Source organism: Rosenbergiella epipactidis, assembly GCF_018494055.1.
Taxonomy (GTDB): domain Bacteria; phylum Pseudomonadota; class Gammaproteobacteria; order Enterobacterales; family Enterobacteriaceae; genus Rosenbergiella; species Rosenbergiella epipactidis.
The window spans coordinates 66,397-84,247 of sequence record NZ_JABBFQ010000009.1 but is presented as its reverse complement, the minus strand read 5'-3'; the positions used below and the strand labels follow the sequence as shown (position 1 = coordinate 84,247).

The window sequence follows — 17,851 nt, the reverse complement described above, 5'->3', positions numbered from 1 at the left end:
CTATGTCCTCCCCTCCTTAAAGGCGTAAGCTTTTACTTTCCACAATCTGTACGAGAGTGTCCATGTCTGAATTTATTCTCCCCAATCGCCCAAGAAGGCTCCGCAAAACTGCATCGATGCGTGAACTCTTCAAAGAACAATCACTAAGCCTGAATGACCTAATCCTTCCTATTTTTGTCGAGGAAGGCGCAGAGGACTATCAACCCATAAATGCTATGCCTGGCGTGATGCGTATTCCTGAAAAACGTCTTGCGTTCGAAATTGAACGTATTGCCAAAGCGGGGATTCGGTCGGTGATGACATTCGGAATTTCTCATCATCTTGATGAGACCGGTAGTGATGCCTGGGCGGAGAATGGACTCGTCTCAAGAATGTCTCGTATCTGTAAAGAGACAGTACCGGAGATGATTGTGATGTCTGACACATGCTTCTGCGAATATACCTCACACGGACACTGCGGGATTTTATGCGCTAATGGCGAAGTCCATAACGACCAAACCTTAGTGAATCTAGGTAAGCAGGCGGTTGCCGCCGCACGGGCTGGTGCTGATTTTATCGCGCCTTCCGCCGCAATGGATGGTCAGGTTAAAGCCATTCGTCAGGCTCTGGATCACGCTGGATTCCATAACACGCCAATCATGGCTTATTCCACGAAATTTGCCTCAGCGTTTTATGGTCCTTTCCGCGAAGCAGCAGGAACGGCCTTAAAAGGCGACCGCAAAACTTATCAAATGAACCCGATGAACCGCCGTGAGGCCATCCGTGAGTCATTGCTTGATGAAGCCGAAGGAGCTGATGTGCTGATGGTTAAGCCTGCAGGTGCCTATCTGGATATTATTCGCGATATCCGCGAGCGTAGCGACCTGCCACTGGCTGCCTATCAAGTGAGTGGTGAATACGCGATGATTAAATTCGCCGCTCAAGCGGGTGCGATTGATGAAACAAATGTCGTGTTGGAGAGCCTAGGGGCAATTAAGCGAGCCGGTGCGGATACCATCCTCTCTTACTTTGCTTTAGATCTTGCTGAGCAGAAGATCCTGACCGCCTAATGATCTCTAAACCGCCCGTTGAGGGCGGTTTTCGGGGCCGTATTACTCTTTACTGTCTGCTTCGTAATACTGCACACCAATCTGGATACGCTCGCGACCGGTCGCCACACGGTGACGGTTAGTATCGCGCAGGGAATAGATGCATCCGCAATACTCTTGCTGGTAAAAGCGCTCGCGTTTACTGATATCGATCATCCGCTTAGAACCGCCGCCTTTGCGCCAGTTAAACTCCCAATACATCATATCGGGGTACTTCGAAGCCGCTCTTACGCCGCAGTCATTGATTTGTTCCATGTTTTTCCAGCGAGAGATACCTAAACACGAGGTGATCACCGGAAAACCATTTTCGTGTGCATAGAGAGCCGTACGCTCAAAACGCATATCGAAACACATCGTACAACGTTCACCGCGCTCAGGTTCCCACTCCATGCCTTTTGCTCGTTCGAACCAGTTATCTCGATCATAGTCGGCATCAATAAAAGGGATGCCAAATTTCTCTGCGAAACGAATATTCTCTTCTTTACGTAACTCGTACTCTTTAAGAGGATGGATATTCGGGTTATAGAAAAAAATGGTGTATTCAATTCCCGAGGCTAACATTGCCTCCATCACTTCACCTGAACAAGGCGCACAACAAGAGTGAAGCAGAACCTTATTATGTCCCCCAGGCAAGGGTATCGGTTTACGCTCTAAAGAGTCAGACATACTCATATTCCAAATAAATCTCATAACAAAACACGCCGCGTCAGCTAAGCGTAGACAGGTATCACCTCTTCGGGTGATGCGATAGGCTATTTTCTAAATAACAACCTATCGTTTAAATCCTTACATAGAATAACCCGGTTTCTTAATCAGGTATTCTTCTTGGGCCATAATTTCGGGCTCATAGACCGTTTCACGCCAGGCGTCCGGTGTGACATGCTGCAGAGAAACGCTCACTGATTCTGTTTTTGAGGCGAAACGTCTAACGATGACATCTGTAATCTCGTCTGCCAGCGCTTGTTTTTCCTCATCGGTCAATTCACGAGGAAAGCTTTTAATGTCTACATGCGGCATATCTTCTCCTAATCGGTCTGTTTTTATTAGTACTCATTACCCATCACGCGATCACGATAGCTTTCCCAATCAAATCTTACCCATAAGCTATTACCCAGTCGCATGCGGTCCATAACCCGCTCGCCTAATAACGCGTTCATACCTTCATGGTTTAGATTGGAAAGCATACCAGTGGGGCGTTTGGACGAAGAGCGACGGTCAACGATTTGATTGATAATAACCTTCTCGTAACGGGATTCCGTTTGCATACCAATTTCATCGATGACCAGGAGATCGACGGTGCTCAAGTCGTGAAGTAAGCGCTCCTCGGTCATCGAGCTACCACCACTGAATGTTCCCTTCATGGTCGACATCACGTCAGCCACGGTCATAATTAACACGCTCTTACCCTGTAAGATTAGGCTATTACCAATTGCTGCCGCAAGATGGTTCTTACCGGTCCCTGGGCGACCGGAAAAGACAAAGCTTGCGATACTTTGCCCAAATTGGTCGGCATATTCCCGCGCCGCTAGCAACGCTTTTCGCTGCCCTTCGCTTTCTACTCGATAATTATCGAATGAACAGTTCAGATGCAGTTCTCTAATCCCAGATCGGCCCATAATACGTTGCATTTTCATCGCCCGGTTCTCACGTACGATTGCTTCAGAACGTAGGCGGCCCTGCTCTTGGTTCCAAGCAAGAAGCTCTTTACCCTCAGTAAACTTTGGGGTAATACCATCGGGCATAAACTTCTTGAGCCTGGTAAATAAATTTTCGGGTGTCTTCATTATTCACCTCTAAAACCACTGGGAATCTGGTAATCAGGCTCGGCGACTTGCGTGATATCGCGTTTAGATGTCACGTGCGGAGCGCCGCGGCTAACTTGTAAATGACGCGCTAATTTCTGTTGCCATTGTACTTGATGGAAAATACGCCCTTCTGCCTGCCAGTAGGCAATAAACGCGGTAAGTTCTTCTACCGTAACCGGTTCATGCAGGGCGATACCCCATAGCGCAGCCTGGCGCAAAAAATCGCTATCAGGTTGCCATCCCGAATATAACGCGAATTTACCTGTAGGGGCCTTAACCACTGTTGCAGGTTCATCAAAAAAGTCAGCGTCGAGCGCAATAGCATTTTGATTTTGTAATTGTGCTTCAGCCATTAATAACTGATGGAGACGAGCTGGCGATAAGCCATAGAAAATAGGCTGGTTATTATCGAACACGGCTACCGTTTGCTGATCGGCATGCTCAATAGCCGTAGCCGGAGCTTGGCAAAACTGTTCTAATCCTATGATTGAAGAAGATAAAATCTTTACCGACATGTGATAACTCGAACCTCAGTATTTTTGTATGCCAACTTCGTACAGAGCACAAGCGCTGCTTAACCGCTATAGTGTATCAACTTTGCTACGAGTGATCGCGCAAAGCTGTGCTTTTCATGCTGATGAATAAATAAACAGGAGTAATCTATGGGTAAAACTCGTTGTGGTTGGGTCACCAATGACCCTGATTACCTCGCTTACCATGATCACGAATGGGGAGTCCCGTGTTTTGATCGGCAACGTCTTTTTGAAATGCTCTGTTTAGAGGGACAGCAAGCGGGGCTATCATGGATTACCGTGTTAAAAAAACGTGAAGCCTATCGGCGGGCGTTCTTCCAGTTCGAACCGGAGAAGGTGGCTCAGATAAGTTCAGAGACAATGAATAAACTGCTGCAATCACCGGAATTGATTCGCAATAAATTAAAAATTCGCTCAATCATTAATAATGCACAGGCATTATTGGCGATGGAGGCGGCGGGCGAAGATTTCGTTGACCTTATTTGGCAGAGCGTTGAGCACCAGCCAATCGTGCAGTCGTATGAGGATTATCGCTTGGCGCCTGTCAGTAGCCCGCAGGCAATCACTTTATATAAGGCATTGAAAAAAAGAGGATTTAAATTTATAGGCCCCGTTATTTGTCATGCTTATATGCAAGCTTGTGGACTTATTATTGATCATCAAGTGAACTGTTTTAAATATTCAGAGACAAATAATAGCCTCTAACAAGACGTAATTTAGGGCGCAATATTGCTTAAGCCTTGGTATATTTAATAAATAATTATAATGCATTGGGAGATTTGATGAGCACCAAGTCAACAAGAGCAACAATCAGTGATGTTGCTAAAGCGGCTAAAACTGGTAAAACGAGCGTATCGCGCTACCTTAATGGTGAGCATCAATTGCTTTCAGATGATTTAAAAAATCGCATTAAGCAAGCCATTAGCGACTTGAATTACAGCCCGAGTCAAATGGCGAGAAGCCTGAAACATGGTCGTACCAAATTAATTGGGCTATTGATCGCTGATATTACCAATCCCTATTCCATCGAGGTAATGGGTGGTGTTGAGACCGCTTGTCGCGATAACGGTTTTACTTTGCTGATGTGTAATACCAATAATAAGCCTCATCTTGAGCAACATTACTTACAGCTTCTAAGCAGTTATCAAGTTGAAGGTATTATTGTCAATACCGCCAATATGCAAGAAACTGCATTCGACTGTATTCAACATGCCTCAATCCCGCTTACATTGATTGACCGAAAAGTCAGTAACTATGATTACGATGTCGTCGGTTTAGACAATTTCCAAGGGTCGGTTGATATTACTGAACATTTGATCGATAACCACTATCGTTCATTGTTGTTTATTAGCGAACCCATCGCACAGGTTAATACCCGTAAAGAGCGTTTAGAGGGATATCTTAATACTGTCTCTCAACATCAAAACCTCACCGCGGAACACGCTGAAGTTGCCTTAGATAATCCTGAGTTATTACAGAAGACGATATCTGAATTTGTTACCCGTCACGCGGGACAATCCTCAGCGATCATTACTGCAAATGGCGCTCTAATGTTACTGGTAACTAAAGTCTTACATGCCATGAAATTGGTCTGGGGTAACGATATTGGCCTCGCGAGCTTCGACGAAATGAACTGGTCGTCGATTGCAGGCTGCGGGATCACCACACTACAACAACCGACCCATCAGATTGGCTACAGTGCATTTCAGAATATTTTGACTAGACTTAAGCATTCAGAAAATCCTGCGCAGGAAACTCGCTTTGAAGGCAGACTGATCGTTCGCCCATCAAGTCACGCGTTACCCAGCAAAGAATAAATATTAAGAATGTGCGCACTGTAATGTTTTTCTCTCCCCCCTATGGAACCGATACCATTTATTCTGTAGCGTTGTAAGTCTTGAGAGGTGGTGATGGAACGAAAAATTATTGTTGTAACCGCGGCCTTCGGTGCCGACGTTGTCTATCAAGCGGGTGGGCAGCGCTACTTTATTCCGATCATCGCTCAGTCGGGTGCTGATGGCGTAGAAATACGCCGAGAGCTTCTGTCGTCAGCCGTCGACGATGAACTGATTGACCTCAAGTCACTGATTGAAGAACAAGGACTCTTTTCTTACTACTCTGTCCCTGAATCGCTTTTTACCGCACCGGGTACGATTAATCCACGGCTCGAACACTTTCAGCACGAAGCCGCCTTACTTAACGCACGAGCGATTAAGTTTGCCTTGGGCGCGGGGGCAGGGAGTTGTGCGATTGAACATTTGGCAGAGCAGCTTGCTGGCTGTCGTATTCCATTACTGATTGAAAATGATCAAACTGCGACCGGAAAGATTCAACCAATGTTGGATTATTTCAATCACCATCACCCGCTGCCAACCGTACAAGGTATGACGTTCGATATGGCTAATTGGTTGTGGGTCGACGAGTCACCGAATAATGCGGCTAAGCAGCTTGCACCGTACGTCACCTACTGCCATATCAAAGCAGCGGTGAAAACCGATGCCTGTTGGCAGGCTATCAGTTTAGATCACTCACAAGGCGAATGGCGTTCACTCCTCAGCATGATGCCCGAAGGGGTACCTTTAGGGATCGAGTTTCCATTGGAAGGTGGTGATATCGCCGAACGTGTCCACTATTACGTAGGGCTACTTCGTGCTGCATGAAGTGCTTTATTTCTAAATATCGTTAAGAGAGGTTCGAATGAAACCCACTATTATCCAATTTATGCCACTCCCCGATGATTTGGTCAATAAACTCACGGACCACTTTGAGGTGGTAGAGGTGGATAACCTTGATCAAGAGACGGTCAATCAGCATGCTGAGGCATTCAGTAAGGCTGAAGGGTTAATCGGGTCTGGGGGTAAAGTCAATGAGGCATTACTTGCTCAGATGCCAGCATTAAAAGTGTGTTCTACTGTCTCTGCAGGTTATGACTCCTATGATGTCGGGGCCTTAACCCATCATAAGGCTATCCTGACCAATACTCCTGGCGCACTGACGGAAACTGTCGCCGATGCCATGATGGCACTTGTGCTTTGCGCAGCGAGAAATATCCCTGCGATGGATCAGTGGGTAAAAACTGGTGGGTGGGATGCCGCACCGGAAAAGTTACCTCTCGCTATTGATGTTCACCATAAGAAGATGGGGATCATCGGTATGGGCCGTATCGGGTTAGCGTTGGCGAAGCGCGCACATCACGGCTTTGGTATGGATATTATTTACAATGCCCGCAAGCCACATAAGAACGCAGAGCAAGAAGTTAACGCCCAGTATGCCAGCGTTGAGCAACTTCTCGCTGAAGCTGATTTCGTCTGTGTCGTATTGCCACTGACTGATGAGACTCATCATTTGATTAGTCATGCGCAATTTGACCAAATGAAAGAAAGCGCGATTCTAGTGAACGCCGGAAGAGGACCCGTCGTCGATGAGGAAGCCCTTATTGCCGCGCTGAAAGCGAAGAAAATTTATGGTGCTGGCTTAGATGTGTTTGAAAAAGAGCCCCTAGTAGGCAGTTCCGAGTTAACGAAACTGCCCAATGTTGTCACCTTACCTCATATCGGCTCGGCAACTCACGAAACGCGCTATGCGATGAAGCGTGATGGCGTTGAAAACCTGATTTTAGGGCTACAAGGGAAATTGACAGAAAATATTATCAACCCTGAAGCCTTGAAGGCATAATTTCCTGTTTACTGGGCATCGTAATGATGCCCCTCTTCAGCCATCTACTCAGGGGATGACTATGTCGATAAAAGATGTTGGGTTAGCCTTGCTCGTCATTCTTATTTGGGGAATAAACTTTGTTGTGATCAAGATAGGCCTGCATAATTTTTCCCCCTTTTTACTTGCTGGACTCCGCTTTACTTTTGTTGCATTTCCCGCCTGTTTACTGGTTTCTAGACCGAAAGTCCCGCTACATCTGATCATCGCTTACGGGCTAACGATCAGTTTCCTACAATTTGCCCTACTGTTCTTAGCCTTAAATCTTGGTATGCCAGCCGGCTTAGCGTCACTACTATTACAGTCTCAAGCCTTCTTTACCCTTTTCTTCGGCGCGCTCTGCTTAGGCGAGAAAATTCACTCTCACCATATCGTTGGGTTACTGATAGCAATAGTAGGTATGGTCTGTTTAGCACACAGCAGTATTCATCCCGATCAAACTTCAGGGATGTCATTATTCACGTTATTACTAACTTTAGGGGCAGCCTTAAGTTGGGGTATTGGTAACATCGTGAGTAAGGTCATTTTAAGGCGTTATCCTGTCGAGCCGTTAAAGTTGGTCGTATGGAGTGCTTTTGTACCTATTCTTCCTTTCTTTCTGTGTGCCCTATTTATTGATGGTAAAGAAACACTCTGGCATAGCCTCGTAAATATTAACTTATTTAATGTAATGACTATCTTCTATCTGGCGATTCTGTGTACGGTCGTTGCCTATGCGATTTGGGGGGGATTACTCAGCAAATACCCCACTACTACTGTGGCCCCCTTGACCCTGCTCGTGCCTGTTGTTGGGATGGTTGCCGCCACCCTAGTGTTGGGCGAAACCTTGATTGGCTGGCAAGTCTTATCGGTTATGTTGATTATTGCAGGCCTTATCGTGAATAGCTTTGCGCCAAAGATAGTCAGTTATCTACGCCTGAGTCATCGCTAGCCATAGAGTGGATAGTCTTTTTTCACTCAGGAATTCAGTATTCCTAATTGATCGATTATTAGCCGTTATAGGTCACGCTTTTTTTCTCAAATGAAAGGAATTAGAAAGGAATATTTTAGAATTTGTCATACACTGAAGACATACTGCCTAAGCAGCAACAATAGAGATCGTTATTGGATGTTGCTTAACTTGCTTCACCATGGATGGATCGAGGAGTTACACATGCTCAGACGTAAAGCTCTACCTAAATTTGTTATGATTTCGAGCTGCCTAGTCAGCCTGACAGCCTGCTCTAGTATTATGTCGCACACAGGAGATAATCGTGGCTACTACCTTGGCACACAAGCTAATAACGAAATTATTGGCAGTCACGAAACGACATGGGGCATAAAATCTTTAGCCGTGCTGGATTACCCTTTCTCAGCCATCACCGATACGCTGATCTTACCTTGGGACTATTACCGCAACAGCCGCAGTGAACCTTCTTCGCTGAGAGAACGTGTCGCGGCCAGTGAAAAGCTAAACCATACCGACGAAGCGCTTGCCCAAGCTAACACCAATATAATTCAGTAGTTTTCACCACATAGATCTGTCTAAAGCCCCCAACATCGCGCATAAAGGCTATTTTATCGCCTTTCGGTGACCATACTACCGCCTCGGCACAGGGTGCGGTCGACGTCCTGTCGGTAAGCGGTATGGTCGTGCCCAAATGGATATCATAAATAACAACTTGATTATCTAGGACAAAGGTCAATCCTTTACCTAAAGGATGCCAAGTAAAGGCGGATTGCACATCATGGCGACCGGTGGTTAATTGCTGCGGTTCACCACCATTAGGCGAAATCACCCAAAGCTGAATCACATCGTTTATATCTGCCATCAAAAAGGCGATCATACTGCCATCCGGCGAGCTTCTTAGCCAATGTCGCGGTTGTAAGGCAACACCTCTCCCTTCACTGAAAGTGAGTCTACGCTGTTTAATTCCAGCCGGTGGTGCGGGTAAACGGTATTCAGTACCCTCAATGGGATAATCGCCAGCACGTTGATAGGCGCTAAAATCTTCTGGAAGGTCGACAATAAAAATTTCTGGGACGCTGTGTCCTGCAGTAGAAAGGGTTTCACCAATAAAAGCCAATGCCCAGCGCTGCCGCTGCCCTGAGTGTTTGATATAACCGCTATCGCCAATCCAACCTTCCTCGAAGGCCCGTGATATTTGATCACTACCTGGCTGTGGTATACCCGTTGTTTGACTGACGACTACGCAGAAATAGGCACCGTCGTGCTCTCGAGGTACCTTATTTAATACGGTTACAGGATGGTGTGGCAGAGCGATAGCCACATTGCGCTGATCTTCTTCAATCGCACGTTGACGCATCACGTGGTCATTATAGGTGAAACTAATCCTATCACCTTCCCGGCTGAACATATGCACGTGGCTGCCCCCACGTAACGCCCCAAGGGTAAAAGGCGGGGTGATATCACAAGCGTCTAACGTTTCAACGCCCCCTGAGGAGAGAATGGCCCCACGCCGGTGATGAACATCATATTGCCATTCATCATCAGGGGATTCCGGACCATGGATACAAACAAAGCGGTCATTGATTTGCGGATGTGCGGTAATCACTCCTACATGCGCTCCCTGCGATGCCCGATAGATTTCAGTGACCTCCCCCGTTTCTACCTGAATTTTTTCAACACTCTTGCTGGTAAAAAGATGCTGGGCAGGGCGCAGATCGTAAACGAGGCTTTGACCGTCAGCACTCCAAACTTGTGCATTGGTAAGTTGATGATGTTGTAGGCGAGTCGTGACTTGTACTTCATCCATATCGGTTTCCTAGGGCATCGACGCAACATCGCACTATGCCGTAATCATCGCACAGCGTCTAGGCAAAAAAAAAGCTGCCTTTCGGCAGCCATTCAGGGAATAAAACGCTCTTATTATAATGACTTATTAGACAACTTGCTCACAGTGCTAATTTTTGGTCACTTCAGTATTATCTGTAATGACTGAGTAAGTTAATAATAACCCTAGTTACTATTTTACGATTACCCAAAAATGCGGTTTTTGTCACTATTTTGTCCGCTCTGTAATCGCCCTATAGCGCCCACTGTTGGATCGCTTTGGCAACGCCATCCTCACGATTAGAGGCAGTATGGTAAGCGGCCTGCTCTTTGACTGCATCAATAGCATTGCCCATTGCCACCCCATAGCCGGCCCACGCTAACATGGTTAGGTCGTTTTCATGATCACCCACCGCTAAGACTTCTTCAGCATTGATCCCAAGCTGTTCGGCAAGGTGGCGCACGCTATTGCCTTTACTGACTCGCTTATCCAGGATCTCAAGATAGTGGTTAGCACTCTTCACTAACGTATAACGATCATGCAGACCAGTAGGCAGCTGGCTGATCGCTTTATCTAATTGTTCTGGCTCGTCCACCATCATCAGTTTTGGGAAACGGAGCGCAGCGTCCATCGAGTCGACACTACGATAACGTAATGGGATCCCTGTAATCTCGGATTCATGCACCGTATAACGGCTAATATCTTGGTTAGGCGTATAGAGATGTTGTTTATCCAACGCTTGAAAGTGGACTTGTAGCTGCTGAGATAATTGCTCGAAGTAGTGATAATCTTCTATCCCTAACGTTGTCTCTAGGATAGGGTGTCCATCTTCCGCGCGCTGGACCAAGCCGCCATTGTAACTTATACAATATTGCCCAGGAACGTTAAGCCCTAACTCAGCAACGTACTTTTGCATCCCTATGTAAGGACGTCCTGAGGCAAGCACGACAAGTATTCCTTTTGCTTTAGCCTGCTCGATAGCTGACTTTACCGCTGCCGTGATTTCATGCTGCGGATTGAGTAACGTGCCATCCATATCTAGTGCAATCATTTTTACTGCCATGTTTACCCCTCTGCATAAATAAAAAAACACCGCTGCAATGTGCTGGCGGTGTTTTCAGAGTAGCTCAGTTATTCCGTTCCGACTACCGTTAAAGCATGCTCACGCACGTTAACCTTAAATATCGATATTGGCCGCTTTTAAGGCGTTATCTTCAATAAAGGCACGGCGAGGTTCCACGGCATCACCCATTAATGTAGTGAATAATTGGTCCGCCGCGATAGCATCTTTGATGGTCACGCGTAACATACGACGGCTTTCAGGATCCATGGTAGTTTCCCATAACTGCTCTGGGTTCATCTCACCCAACCCTTTATAGCGCTGAATGGAAAGCCCACGACGGGATTCTTTGATCAACCAGTCAACCGCTTGAGTAAAGGTCGCGACGGGTTGGCGACGTTCACCGCGCTCCACGTAAGCATCTTCTTCAAGTAAGCCATTAAGCGCTTGGCCGAGTTGTGAAAGTTTACGGTACTCGGGTCCCTCAATAAAGTCACGGTCCAGAGTGTAATCTGTGTCAACACCATGCGTGCGAACACGAATGATCGGCTCGTGGATATTCAGCTCACGATTCTCACGAAGAATCGCTGAATAGGTGCTACCGCTCACTTCGTTGTCGGTCAAATAAGTGACTAAACCATCCACCCAATTCTGAGTGTGCGTGCTATCGGAAAGCTCAACCAGCGCAGGGTTATAGACCAAGCTGTTTAATAGTGCGCTCGGATAATGGCGTTCCATTCGCTTGATCATTTTGCCTGTGCTAATAAATGACGCCACAAGTTGTTCCAGAGCTTCACCCTGTAGGGCAGGTGCGCCGGTGGTCGTGTATAAGGCAGCGCCATCCAAGGCGATAGCAATGTTGTATTGGTCCATTGCATCACCGTCTTTGATATATTGCTCTTGCTTACCTTTTTTCACTTTAAATAAAGGCGGTTGAGCAATATAGACGTGACCGCGTTCAATCAGCTCAGGCATTTGACGATAGAAGAAGGTCAGCAGCAGCGTACGAATATGTGATCCATCGACGTCCGCATCGGTCATGATGATGATGCTATGGTAACGTAACTTATCTGGATTATATTCGTCGCGACCAATACCACAGCCTAATGCAGTGATAAGCGTTGCGACTTCTTGCGAAGAGAGCATTTTATCGAAACGCGCTTTCTCAACGTTAAGGATTTTACCTTTCAACGGAAGAATCGCTTGGTTTTTACGGTTACGCCCTTGCTTCGCCGATCCCCCCGCAGAGTCACCCTCCACTAGGTAGATTTCAGAATGCGCAGGATCTCTTTCTTGGCAATCAGCCAATTTGCCAGGAAGCCCGGCGAGATCTAATGCACCTTTCCGACGGGTCATTTCGCGTGCACGACGAGCGGCTTCACGCGCCCGAGCTGCATCGATAATTTTACCCACGACGATCTTTGCATCACCTGGATTTTCGAGTAGATATTCCGCCAGCAACTCGTTCATTTGCTGTTCAACGGCAGACTTCACTTCTGAAGAGACCAATTTGTCTTTAGTTTGCGAGGAGAACTTCGGATCCGGAACCTTCACTGATACGACCGCAATTAATCCTTCACGCGCATCGTCACCTGTCGCACTGACTTTCGCCTTTTTGCTGTACCCTTCTTTGTCCATGTACGCGTTAAGTGTACGCGTCATCGCCGCACGGAATCCGGCTAGGTGAGTCCCGCCATCGCGTTGTGGGATGTTGTTGGTAAAGCAGTAAATATTCTCTTGGAATCCATCATTCCATTGCAGAGAAACTTCAACACCGATACCGTCTTTTTCAGTTGAGAAATAGAAAACATTAGGATGGATAGGTGTCTTATTTTTATTCAAGTACTCAACGAATGCTTTAATACCGCCTTCATAGTGGTAATGATCAGATTTATCATCACGCTTATCTTCAAGACGAATGGAAACACCGGAGTTTAGAAATGAAAGCTCACGTAAGCGCTTAGCCAAAATCTCGTATTCGAAAGTCGTGACATTGGTAAAAGTTTCGTAGCTTGGCCAAAATCTTACCTGCGTACCCGTCGAATCCGTTTCACCGATAACGGTCAACGGCCCTTGTGGTACACCATGCACGTAGGTTTGTTGGTGAACTTTATTATCGCGGCGGATCGTTAGCTCTAATTTCGCGGATAAGGCATTTACCACTGAAACGCCTACGCCATGTAACCCCCCTGAGACTTTATAGGAGTTATCATCAAATTTTCCGCCCGCATGCAGGACTGTCATGATGACTTCGGCAGCGGAGACACCTTCCTCTGGGTGGATCCCCGTTGGAATTCCCCGTCCATCATCTTGTACGGAGACAGAGTTGTCAGCATGAATGGTGACTGTAATTTCACTACAGTGACCCGCGAGGGCTTCGTCGATGGCGTTATCCACAACCTCGAATACCATGTGATGCAACCCAGTACCATCATCGGTATCACCAATATACATGCCTGGGCGTTTACGTACCGCATCAAGTCCTTTTAGAACTTTAATACTTGAGGAGTCATAAGAATTCGACATCAACGTTTCTCACTCATTTTTCTGAAGATTGAACGGTTATTTTACCCTTTTCTACGCTGAACATCTTGCCCTTTTCGTCATTCATGTCGATAACATGATCAAAATTAATTGCGCTAACGAAAACTTGTGCTTGTGTGGCTTTTAAACGCTCGGCTAAGAGGTGCCGACGTGAGTCATCAAGCTCAGAGGCAAAATCATCGATTAGGTAAATACAACGGCGACCACTTTGTTGGGTAAGGAATTCGCCTTGGGCCAACCGCAGTGCACACATAAGTAATTTTAACTGACCTCGAGACAACAAATCTTCGACAGGTGTTGCATGCGCACGGATCCGAAAATCCGCTTTATGCGGCCCTGATGAGGTATAGGTCAACCCTCGGTCACGTTCGAACTGGCGTTCGAGTAGTTCTGCATAATCGCTCTCTTTATCCCACCCACGCAGGTAGGAAAATTGCAGAGCAAATTCGGGTAAAAACTGCTGACAGGTTTTCTGAATTTCAAGGGCAATTTGCTGGCTATATTCAGCACGCCAAGCGCTAATCTGCTCGGCTAAGGGAACCATCAGTTGATCCCAAGGGCGTAATTGTTGGTAACGACTCACTTGCCTTAACGCGGCATTACGCTGTTTGATCAATCGCCGATAATCATTCCAGGCGGTAAAAAATCCTGGATAGCGATGAAAGCAGCCCCAATCAATGTAAGCCCGTCGAAATTTAGGCCCCCCAGTCAGTAAGGTGAAGCCTTCTGGGGTGATGAGCTGCATCGGAAGTAACTGTGCAAGATCGGCAACGCGATGACCGTCTGTCCCATCGATTCTTACCTTGGTCGTGCCTGCGCGATCTTTACTTAATCCCAAGGTTTGCTGGTATTGATCGCCCGCTAGTCGACAGTGTAAGACGAATTCGGGCATATCATGACGAATAACTCTCGCGGTCTGCACGCTACGAAATGCACGACCATGACCGAGGGTATAGATAGCCTCTAAAACACTGGTTTTACCGCTACCGTTTTCGCCTATCAAATAATTAAACCCCGCGGCCGGGGCGAGCTCCGCTTGGTCGATATTGCGGAAGTCTTTTATCATTAATCGATTAATAGACATAAGGGTAACCGGTGATTAGCAAGTCTATCTTGCTCAGCACCCTCTAGAGCCGCATTGGCATAACAACGTAGGCTGCATGGGGACTCGCAACATCTTCGATCTGGACACTGGATACAGAATCGGTCAACAGCAGACGGACGTTTTCGCATTTGAGCGCGTTTAACACGTCTAACACGTAACTGACGTTGAAGCCGATTTCCAGATCACTGCCCTGGTAGTCGACATCTAAAATCTCTTCGGCTTCTTCCTGCTCAGGATTGTTCGCGGTAATGCGCAGTTGGTTCTGCGTAATAAACAGCCGTACTCCACGGAATTTCTCGTTGGAAAGGATAGCCGCGCGCGCAAAGGCTTGTTTAAGCACATCGCAGCCTGATTGTAATGTCTTATCAGGATTTTTCGGAAGCACGCGACGGTAATCAGGGAAACGACCATCGACTAACTTGGAGGTGAAAATATAGTCGCCAACATGCGCGCGAATATTATTACTGCCAATCTGGACCTGTAATGGCGTTTCGCTACCATCGAGTAACCGCACCAGTTCGGTCACGCCTTTACGAGGAACGATGACTGAATGGTGGGGTAAGGATTGTCCCACTGACATGGCACAGACGGCGAGTCGGTGACCGTCGGTTGATACGGTACGAAGTTCTTCACCTTCGGTTTCAAACAGCATACCGTTCAAGTAGTAGCGCACATCCTGATGAGCCATCGAGAACTGTGTAGCATCAATCAAGCGTTTTAGCGTGGCATGCGGTAAGGTGAACTCCACATCACTTTGCCAATCATCGAGATTAGGAAAGTCTCCCGCTGGTAAAGTAGAAAGCGAGAAGCGGCTTCGTCCAGAACGCACTAAAATACGGTCACCATCTAGAGTGACATGTATCTCGGCCCCTTCCGGCAGCCCACGACAAATATCGAGAAACTTGCGGGCAGGCACAGTCGTTGCACCGACTTCATGCGCTTGGGTTAATGCAACGCGAGCAATCATCTCCATTTCGAGATCGGTGCCGGTCAGAGATAAGCAGTTCTCTGTCACTTGCAGTAAAATATTCCCTAAAATAGGCAGAGTAGGTCTTCCACCTAGAGGGCTGCTGACTTGCTGTAATGGTTTGAGCAGATGCTCACGTTCTACAATAAATTTCATAGCATCAAGAGGATAATGTTCTGATTAAATTAGAAAAGTCTTCTTTGATATCATGACTTTCTTCACGTAACTGTTCGATCTTACGACAAGCATGTAATACCGTCGTATGATCGCGCCCACCAAAAGCGTCCCCGATTTCAGGTAAGCTGTGGTTAGTTAATTCTTTTGCCATCGCCATCGCCATTTGACGAGGTCTTGCGACTGAGCGCGATCGACGCTTAGACAGCAAATCGGCAACTTTAATTTTATAGTATTCAGCCACTGTTTTCTGAATATTATCGATCGTGACTAACTTTTCTTGTAGCGCTAATAAATCGCGTAATGCTTCTCGGACAAAGTCGATGGTAATCGCCCGACCGGTAAAGTTTGCATTAGCAATCACACGGTTTAATGCCCCTTCCAACTCACGCACATTTGAACGTAGACGTTTTGCAATAAAGAAAGCGACTTCACCCGGAAGGCGAATATTATTCTCATCCGCTTTTTTCATTAAGATAGCCACACGGGTTTCAAGTTCTGGCGGTTCAATCGCAACCGTTAATCCCCAACCAAACCGCGATTTTAAGCGATCTTCAACACCATTAATCTCTTTAGGATAACGATCTGAGGTTAAAATAATTTGCTGATTACCCTCTAACAATGCATTAAAGGTATGAAAAAACTCTTCTTGAGAGCGCTCTTTATTGGCAAAAAATTGAATGTCATCGATTAATAATGCATCAACCGAACGATAGTAACGTTTGAACTCTTCAATCGCATTATTCTGAAGCGCTTTCACCATATCTTGTACAAACCGCTCGGAATGCATGTAGACCACTTTAGCGTTCGGCTTATGGGCCATAATACCGTTGCCTACCGCATGTAATAAGTGCGTTTTACCTAAACCTGTTCCTCCGTAAAGAAACAAAGGGTTATAAGCGCCGCCGGGATTATCCGCGACTTGACGCGCAGCAGCGCGAGCGAGTTGGTTTGATTTACCTTCAACGAAGTTGTCAAAGTTATGACGATTATTCACGTTCGAGCGGTACGCCACGTCGACAGGAGCGGGCACACTGTCCCAGCTGGGGCGGCGGTTATCATTATTCACTACTGGCTGTGCCGCCACTGTTGCCGCCGGTATTTTCTCGACCGCTGGCACGGTAGTCACCGTTTGAGCACTGGCCGGTTTAGCGCCGACTTCGAAACGTAACTGTGGGACATTGGCCCCACAAAATTCATTGAGCAGAGCATTAATATTATTGATGTACTTATCGCGAACCCAATCTAAAACAAAACGGTTGGGTGCATACAGAGCCAAAATGTTGTCGCTTAACTCAGCTTGAAGAGGTCTGATCCACATACTGAATTCAGTGGCAGGAAGCTCATCCTGCAGACGGGTAAGGCACTGTTGCCAAAGCGTAAGTGACACGGCGGACTCCACTCATACAAAAAGTAAGACAAGAAATGGCGCTAAGATATTGATAAATATGTTTTATATATATAAGCGTAGATACGTCAGCAGCGATGTTTTCCCCGAATAACGCCGTGTACACGACAAGGGATCGCTTGCGGAACCGTGGATCATAACGCAAAGTGAGCCAGAGATCTTGCTTTTCTACACCGATTTTACCCATTTTATCCACAGGCTTTTCCAATAGTTGTGTTCTCTATGGCAAAAATAAGCTTAAGCTATCGATCAGCTTTCTAGCGAGGATCCAGAACGATCCTTGCGCTTTAGCGTGAAGCAAGTATAATCTTGCCGATTCTATTTTAGGGGTGTTACGTTTTTCCTGACGTAAAAAGCTTCTCTTATAGAGAATAGGCGTATGATAATCAGCGAAGTAAATTGACTCCGGGCTGTACAATTATTACAATCCCGCCTCTTTGATAAAATATACCGAGGCGTTGGTCGTTTTACTGGCCTTATAACGCATCACCAAGTGAACATTTTCAAGTTTAGGTAGAAATCGCCATGAAACGCACTTTTCAACCATCTGTACTGAAGCGTAACCGTTCTCACGGCTTCCGTGCTCGTATGGCTACTAAAAATGGTCGTCAGGTTCTAGCACGTCGTCGTGCTAAAGGCCGTGCTCGTCTGACCGTTTCTAAGTAATAAAGCTAGCCCT

The 17,851-nt window shown here is 46.6% G+C and carries 18 protein-coding genes; 8 read left to right on the top strand and 10 right to left on the bottom strand.

Annotated features, from left to right (window positions below; genetic code table 11):
• Positions 1–62: 62 nt before the first annotated feature.
• On the top strand, positions 63–1,049 hold the full coding sequence (hemB, locus tag HGT71_RS13370) for a porphobilinogen synthase (protein ID WP_214218218.1): 987 nt from the start codon (positions 63–65) through the stop codon (positions 1,047–1,049).
• Positions 1,050–1,091: 42 nt separating this feature from the next.
• Here the strand turns inward: hemB and HGT71_RS13365 are convergent, their stop codons facing one another.
• From HGT71_RS13365 to dnaT, 4 genes are all read right to left on the bottom strand, one after another.
• A complete protein-coding gene (locus HGT71_RS13365; RefSeq protein ID WP_048911157.1) occupies positions 1,092–1,754 on the bottom strand; it encodes an epoxyqueuosine reductase QueH in 663 nt (220 codons plus the stop codon).
• Between the two features lie 120 nt (positions 1,755–1,874).
• Positions 1,875–2,105, bottom strand: coding sequence for a tautomerase PptA (gene pptA, locus HGT71_RS13360; protein WP_214218217.1), 231 nt, complete (start codon positions 2,103–2,105; stop codon positions 1,875–1,877).
• A gap of 26 nt (positions 2,106–2,131) precedes the next feature.
• Positions 2,132–2,872: a replicative helicase loader DnaC gene (gene dnaC, locus HGT71_RS13355; RefSeq protein ID WP_048911155.1), complete on the bottom strand. Its 741-nt coding sequence runs from the start codon at positions 2,870–2,872 to the stop codon at positions 2,132–2,134.
• Positions 2,872–3,408, bottom strand: coding sequence for a primosomal protein DnaT (dnaT, locus tag HGT71_RS13350; protein WP_214218216.1), 537 nt, complete (start codon positions 3,406–3,408; stop codon positions 2,872–2,874). The genes dnaC and dnaT overlap by 1 nt, the downstream gene beginning before the upstream one ends.
• Positions 3,409–3,555: 147 nt before the next feature.
• Here dnaT and HGT71_RS13345 point away from each other — a divergent pair, with 147 nt between their 5' ends.
• The 6 genes from HGT71_RS13345 to HGT71_RS13320 all read left to right on the top strand — a co-directional run bounded on the left by HGT71_RS13345 (position 3,556) and on the right by HGT71_RS13320 (position 8,644).
• Positions 3,556–4,131 carry a DNA-3-methyladenine glycosylase I gene (locus HGT71_RS13345; RefSeq protein WP_214218215.1) on the top strand — a complete coding sequence of 192 codons (576 nt, stop codon included), beginning with the start codon at positions 3,556–3,558 and terminating at the stop codon, positions 4,129–4,131.
• Positions 4,132–4,208: 77 nt separating this feature from the next.
• Positions 4,209–5,243: a LacI family DNA-binding transcriptional regulator gene (locus HGT71_RS13340; protein WP_214218214.1), complete on the top strand. Its 1,035-nt coding sequence runs from the start codon at positions 4,209–4,211 to the stop codon at positions 5,241–5,243.
• A gap of 93 nt (positions 5,244–5,336) precedes the next feature.
• The gene (locus HGT71_RS13335; RefSeq protein WP_214218213.1) at positions 5,337–6,086 is read left to right on the top strand and encodes a sugar phosphate isomerase/epimerase family protein; all 750 of its coding nucleotides are present in this window, start codon (positions 5,337–5,339) and stop codon (positions 6,084–6,086) included.
• A gap of 37 nt (positions 6,087–6,123) precedes the next feature.
• The gene (locus HGT71_RS13330) at positions 6,124–7,101 is read left to right on the top strand and encodes an NAD(P)-dependent oxidoreductase (RefSeq protein WP_214218212.1); all 978 of its coding nucleotides are present in this window, start codon (positions 6,124–6,126) and stop codon (positions 7,099–7,101) included.
• Positions 7,102–7,162: 61 nt separating this feature from the next.
• A complete protein-coding gene (locus HGT71_RS13325) occupies positions 7,163–8,071 on the top strand; it encodes an EamA family transporter (RefSeq protein WP_214218211.1) in 909 nt (302 codons plus the stop codon).
• Between the two features lie 222 nt (positions 8,072–8,293).
• Complete coding sequence (locus HGT71_RS13320; protein ID WP_214218210.1) at positions 8,294–8,644, top strand: YceK/YidQ family lipoprotein; 351 nt, start codon at positions 8,294–8,296, stop codon at positions 8,642–8,644.
• Here the strand turns inward: HGT71_RS13320 and HGT71_RS13315 are convergent.
• The 6 genes from HGT71_RS13315 to dnaA all read right to left on the bottom strand — a co-directional run bounded on the left by HGT71_RS13315 (position 8,622) and on the right by dnaA (position 17,154).
• A complete protein-coding gene (locus HGT71_RS13315; protein ID WP_214218209.1) occupies positions 8,622–9,896 on the bottom strand; it encodes a DUF3748 domain-containing protein in 1,275 nt (424 codons plus the stop codon). The genes HGT71_RS13320 and HGT71_RS13315 overlap by 23 nt on opposite strands.
• A gap of 271 nt (positions 9,897–10,167) precedes the next feature.
• The gene (yidA, locus tag HGT71_RS13310) at positions 10,168–10,977 is read right to left on the bottom strand and encodes a sugar-phosphatase (RefSeq protein WP_214218208.1); all 810 of its coding nucleotides are present in this window, start codon (positions 10,975–10,977) and stop codon (positions 10,168–10,170) included.
• A gap of 114 nt (positions 10,978–11,091) precedes the next feature.
• Positions 11,092–13,500, bottom strand: coding sequence for a DNA topoisomerase (ATP-hydrolyzing) subunit B (gene gyrB, locus HGT71_RS13305; RefSeq protein ID WP_214218207.1), 2,409 nt, complete (start codon positions 13,498–13,500; stop codon positions 11,092–11,094).
• Between the two features lie 13 nt (positions 13,501–13,513).
• A complete protein-coding gene (gene recF, locus HGT71_RS13300) occupies positions 13,514–14,602 on the bottom strand; it encodes a DNA replication/repair protein RecF (protein WP_214218206.1) in 1,089 nt (362 codons plus the stop codon).
• A gap of 43 nt (positions 14,603–14,645) precedes the next feature.
• Positions 14,646–15,746, bottom strand: a complete 1,101-nt coding sequence (gene dnaN / locus HGT71_RS13295; protein ID WP_214218205.1) for a DNA polymerase III subunit beta — start codon at positions 15,744–15,746, stop codon at positions 14,646–14,648.
• Between the two features lie 4 nt (positions 15,747–15,750).
• A complete protein-coding gene (gene dnaA, locus HGT71_RS13290; RefSeq protein ID WP_214218204.1) occupies positions 15,751–17,154 on the bottom strand; it encodes a chromosomal replication initiator protein DnaA in 1,404 nt (467 codons plus the stop codon).
• 543 nt (positions 17,155–17,697) lie between these two features.
• Between dnaA and rpmH the strand changes: the two genes are divergently transcribed.
• Positions 17,698–17,838: a 50S ribosomal protein L34 gene (gene rpmH / locus HGT71_RS13285; protein ID WP_000831330.1), complete on the top strand. Its 141-nt coding sequence runs from the start codon at positions 17,698–17,700 to the stop codon at positions 17,836–17,838.
• Positions 17,839–17,851 lie beyond the last annotated feature (13 nt).

Excerpts from the sequence above, each read along its gene's own strand:
- hemB (WP_214218218.1), top strand. The coding sequence starts at position 63 with ATGTCTGAATTTATTCTCCCCAATCGCCCAAGAAGGCTCCGCAAAACT.
- HGT71_RS13365 (WP_048911157.1), bottom strand. The coding sequence starts at position 1,754 with ATGTCTGACTCTTTAGAGCGTAAACCGATACCCTTGCCTGGGGGACAT.
- pptA (WP_214218217.1), bottom strand. The coding sequence starts at position 2,105 with ATGCCGCATGTAGACATTAAAAGCTTTCCTCGTGAATTGACCGATGAG.
- dnaC (WP_048911155.1), bottom strand. The coding sequence starts at position 2,872 with ATGAAGACACCCGAAAATTTATTTACCAGGCTCAAGAAGTTTATGCCC.
- dnaT (WP_214218216.1), bottom strand. The coding sequence starts at position 3,408 with ATGTCGGTAAAGATTTTATCTTCTTCAATCATAGGATTAGAACAGTTT.
- HGT71_RS13345 (WP_214218215.1), top strand. The coding sequence starts at position 3,556 with ATGGGTAAAACTCGTTGTGGTTGGGTCACCAATGACCCTGATTACCTC.
- HGT71_RS13340 (WP_214218214.1), top strand. The coding sequence starts at position 4,209 with ATGAGCACCAAGTCAACAAGAGCAACAATCAGTGATGTTGCTAAAGCG.
- HGT71_RS13335 (WP_214218213.1), top strand. The coding sequence starts at position 5,337 with ATGGAACGAAAAATTATTGTTGTAACCGCGGCCTTCGGTGCCGACGTT.
- HGT71_RS13330 (WP_214218212.1), top strand. The coding sequence starts at position 6,124 with ATGAAACCCACTATTATCCAATTTATGCCACTCCCCGATGATTTGGTC.
- HGT71_RS13325 (WP_214218211.1), top strand. The coding sequence starts at position 7,163 with ATGTCGATAAAAGATGTTGGGTTAGCCTTGCTCGTCATTCTTATTTGG.
- HGT71_RS13320 (WP_214218210.1), top strand. The coding sequence starts at position 8,294 with ATGCTCAGACGTAAAGCTCTACCTAAATTTGTTATGATTTCGAGCTGC.
- HGT71_RS13315 (WP_214218209.1), bottom strand. The coding sequence starts at position 9,896 with ATGGATGAAGTACAAGTCACGACTCGCCTACAACATCATCAACTTACC.
- yidA (WP_214218208.1), bottom strand. The coding sequence starts at position 10,977 with ATGGCAGTAAAAATGATTGCACTAGATATGGATGGCACGTTACTCAAT.
- gyrB (WP_214218207.1), bottom strand. The coding sequence starts at position 13,500 with ATGTCGAATTCTTATGACTCCTCAAGTATTAAAGTTCTAAAAGGACTT.
- recF (WP_214218206.1), bottom strand. The coding sequence starts at position 14,602 with ATGTCTATTAATCGATTAATGATAAAAGACTTCCGCAATATCGACCAA.
- dnaN (WP_214218205.1), bottom strand. The coding sequence starts at position 15,746 with ATGAAATTTATTGTAGAACGTGAGCATCTGCTCAAACCATTACAGCAA.
- rpmH (WP_000831330.1), top strand. The coding sequence starts at position 17,698 with ATGAAACGCACTTTTCAACCATCTGTACTGAAGCGTAACCGTTCTCAC.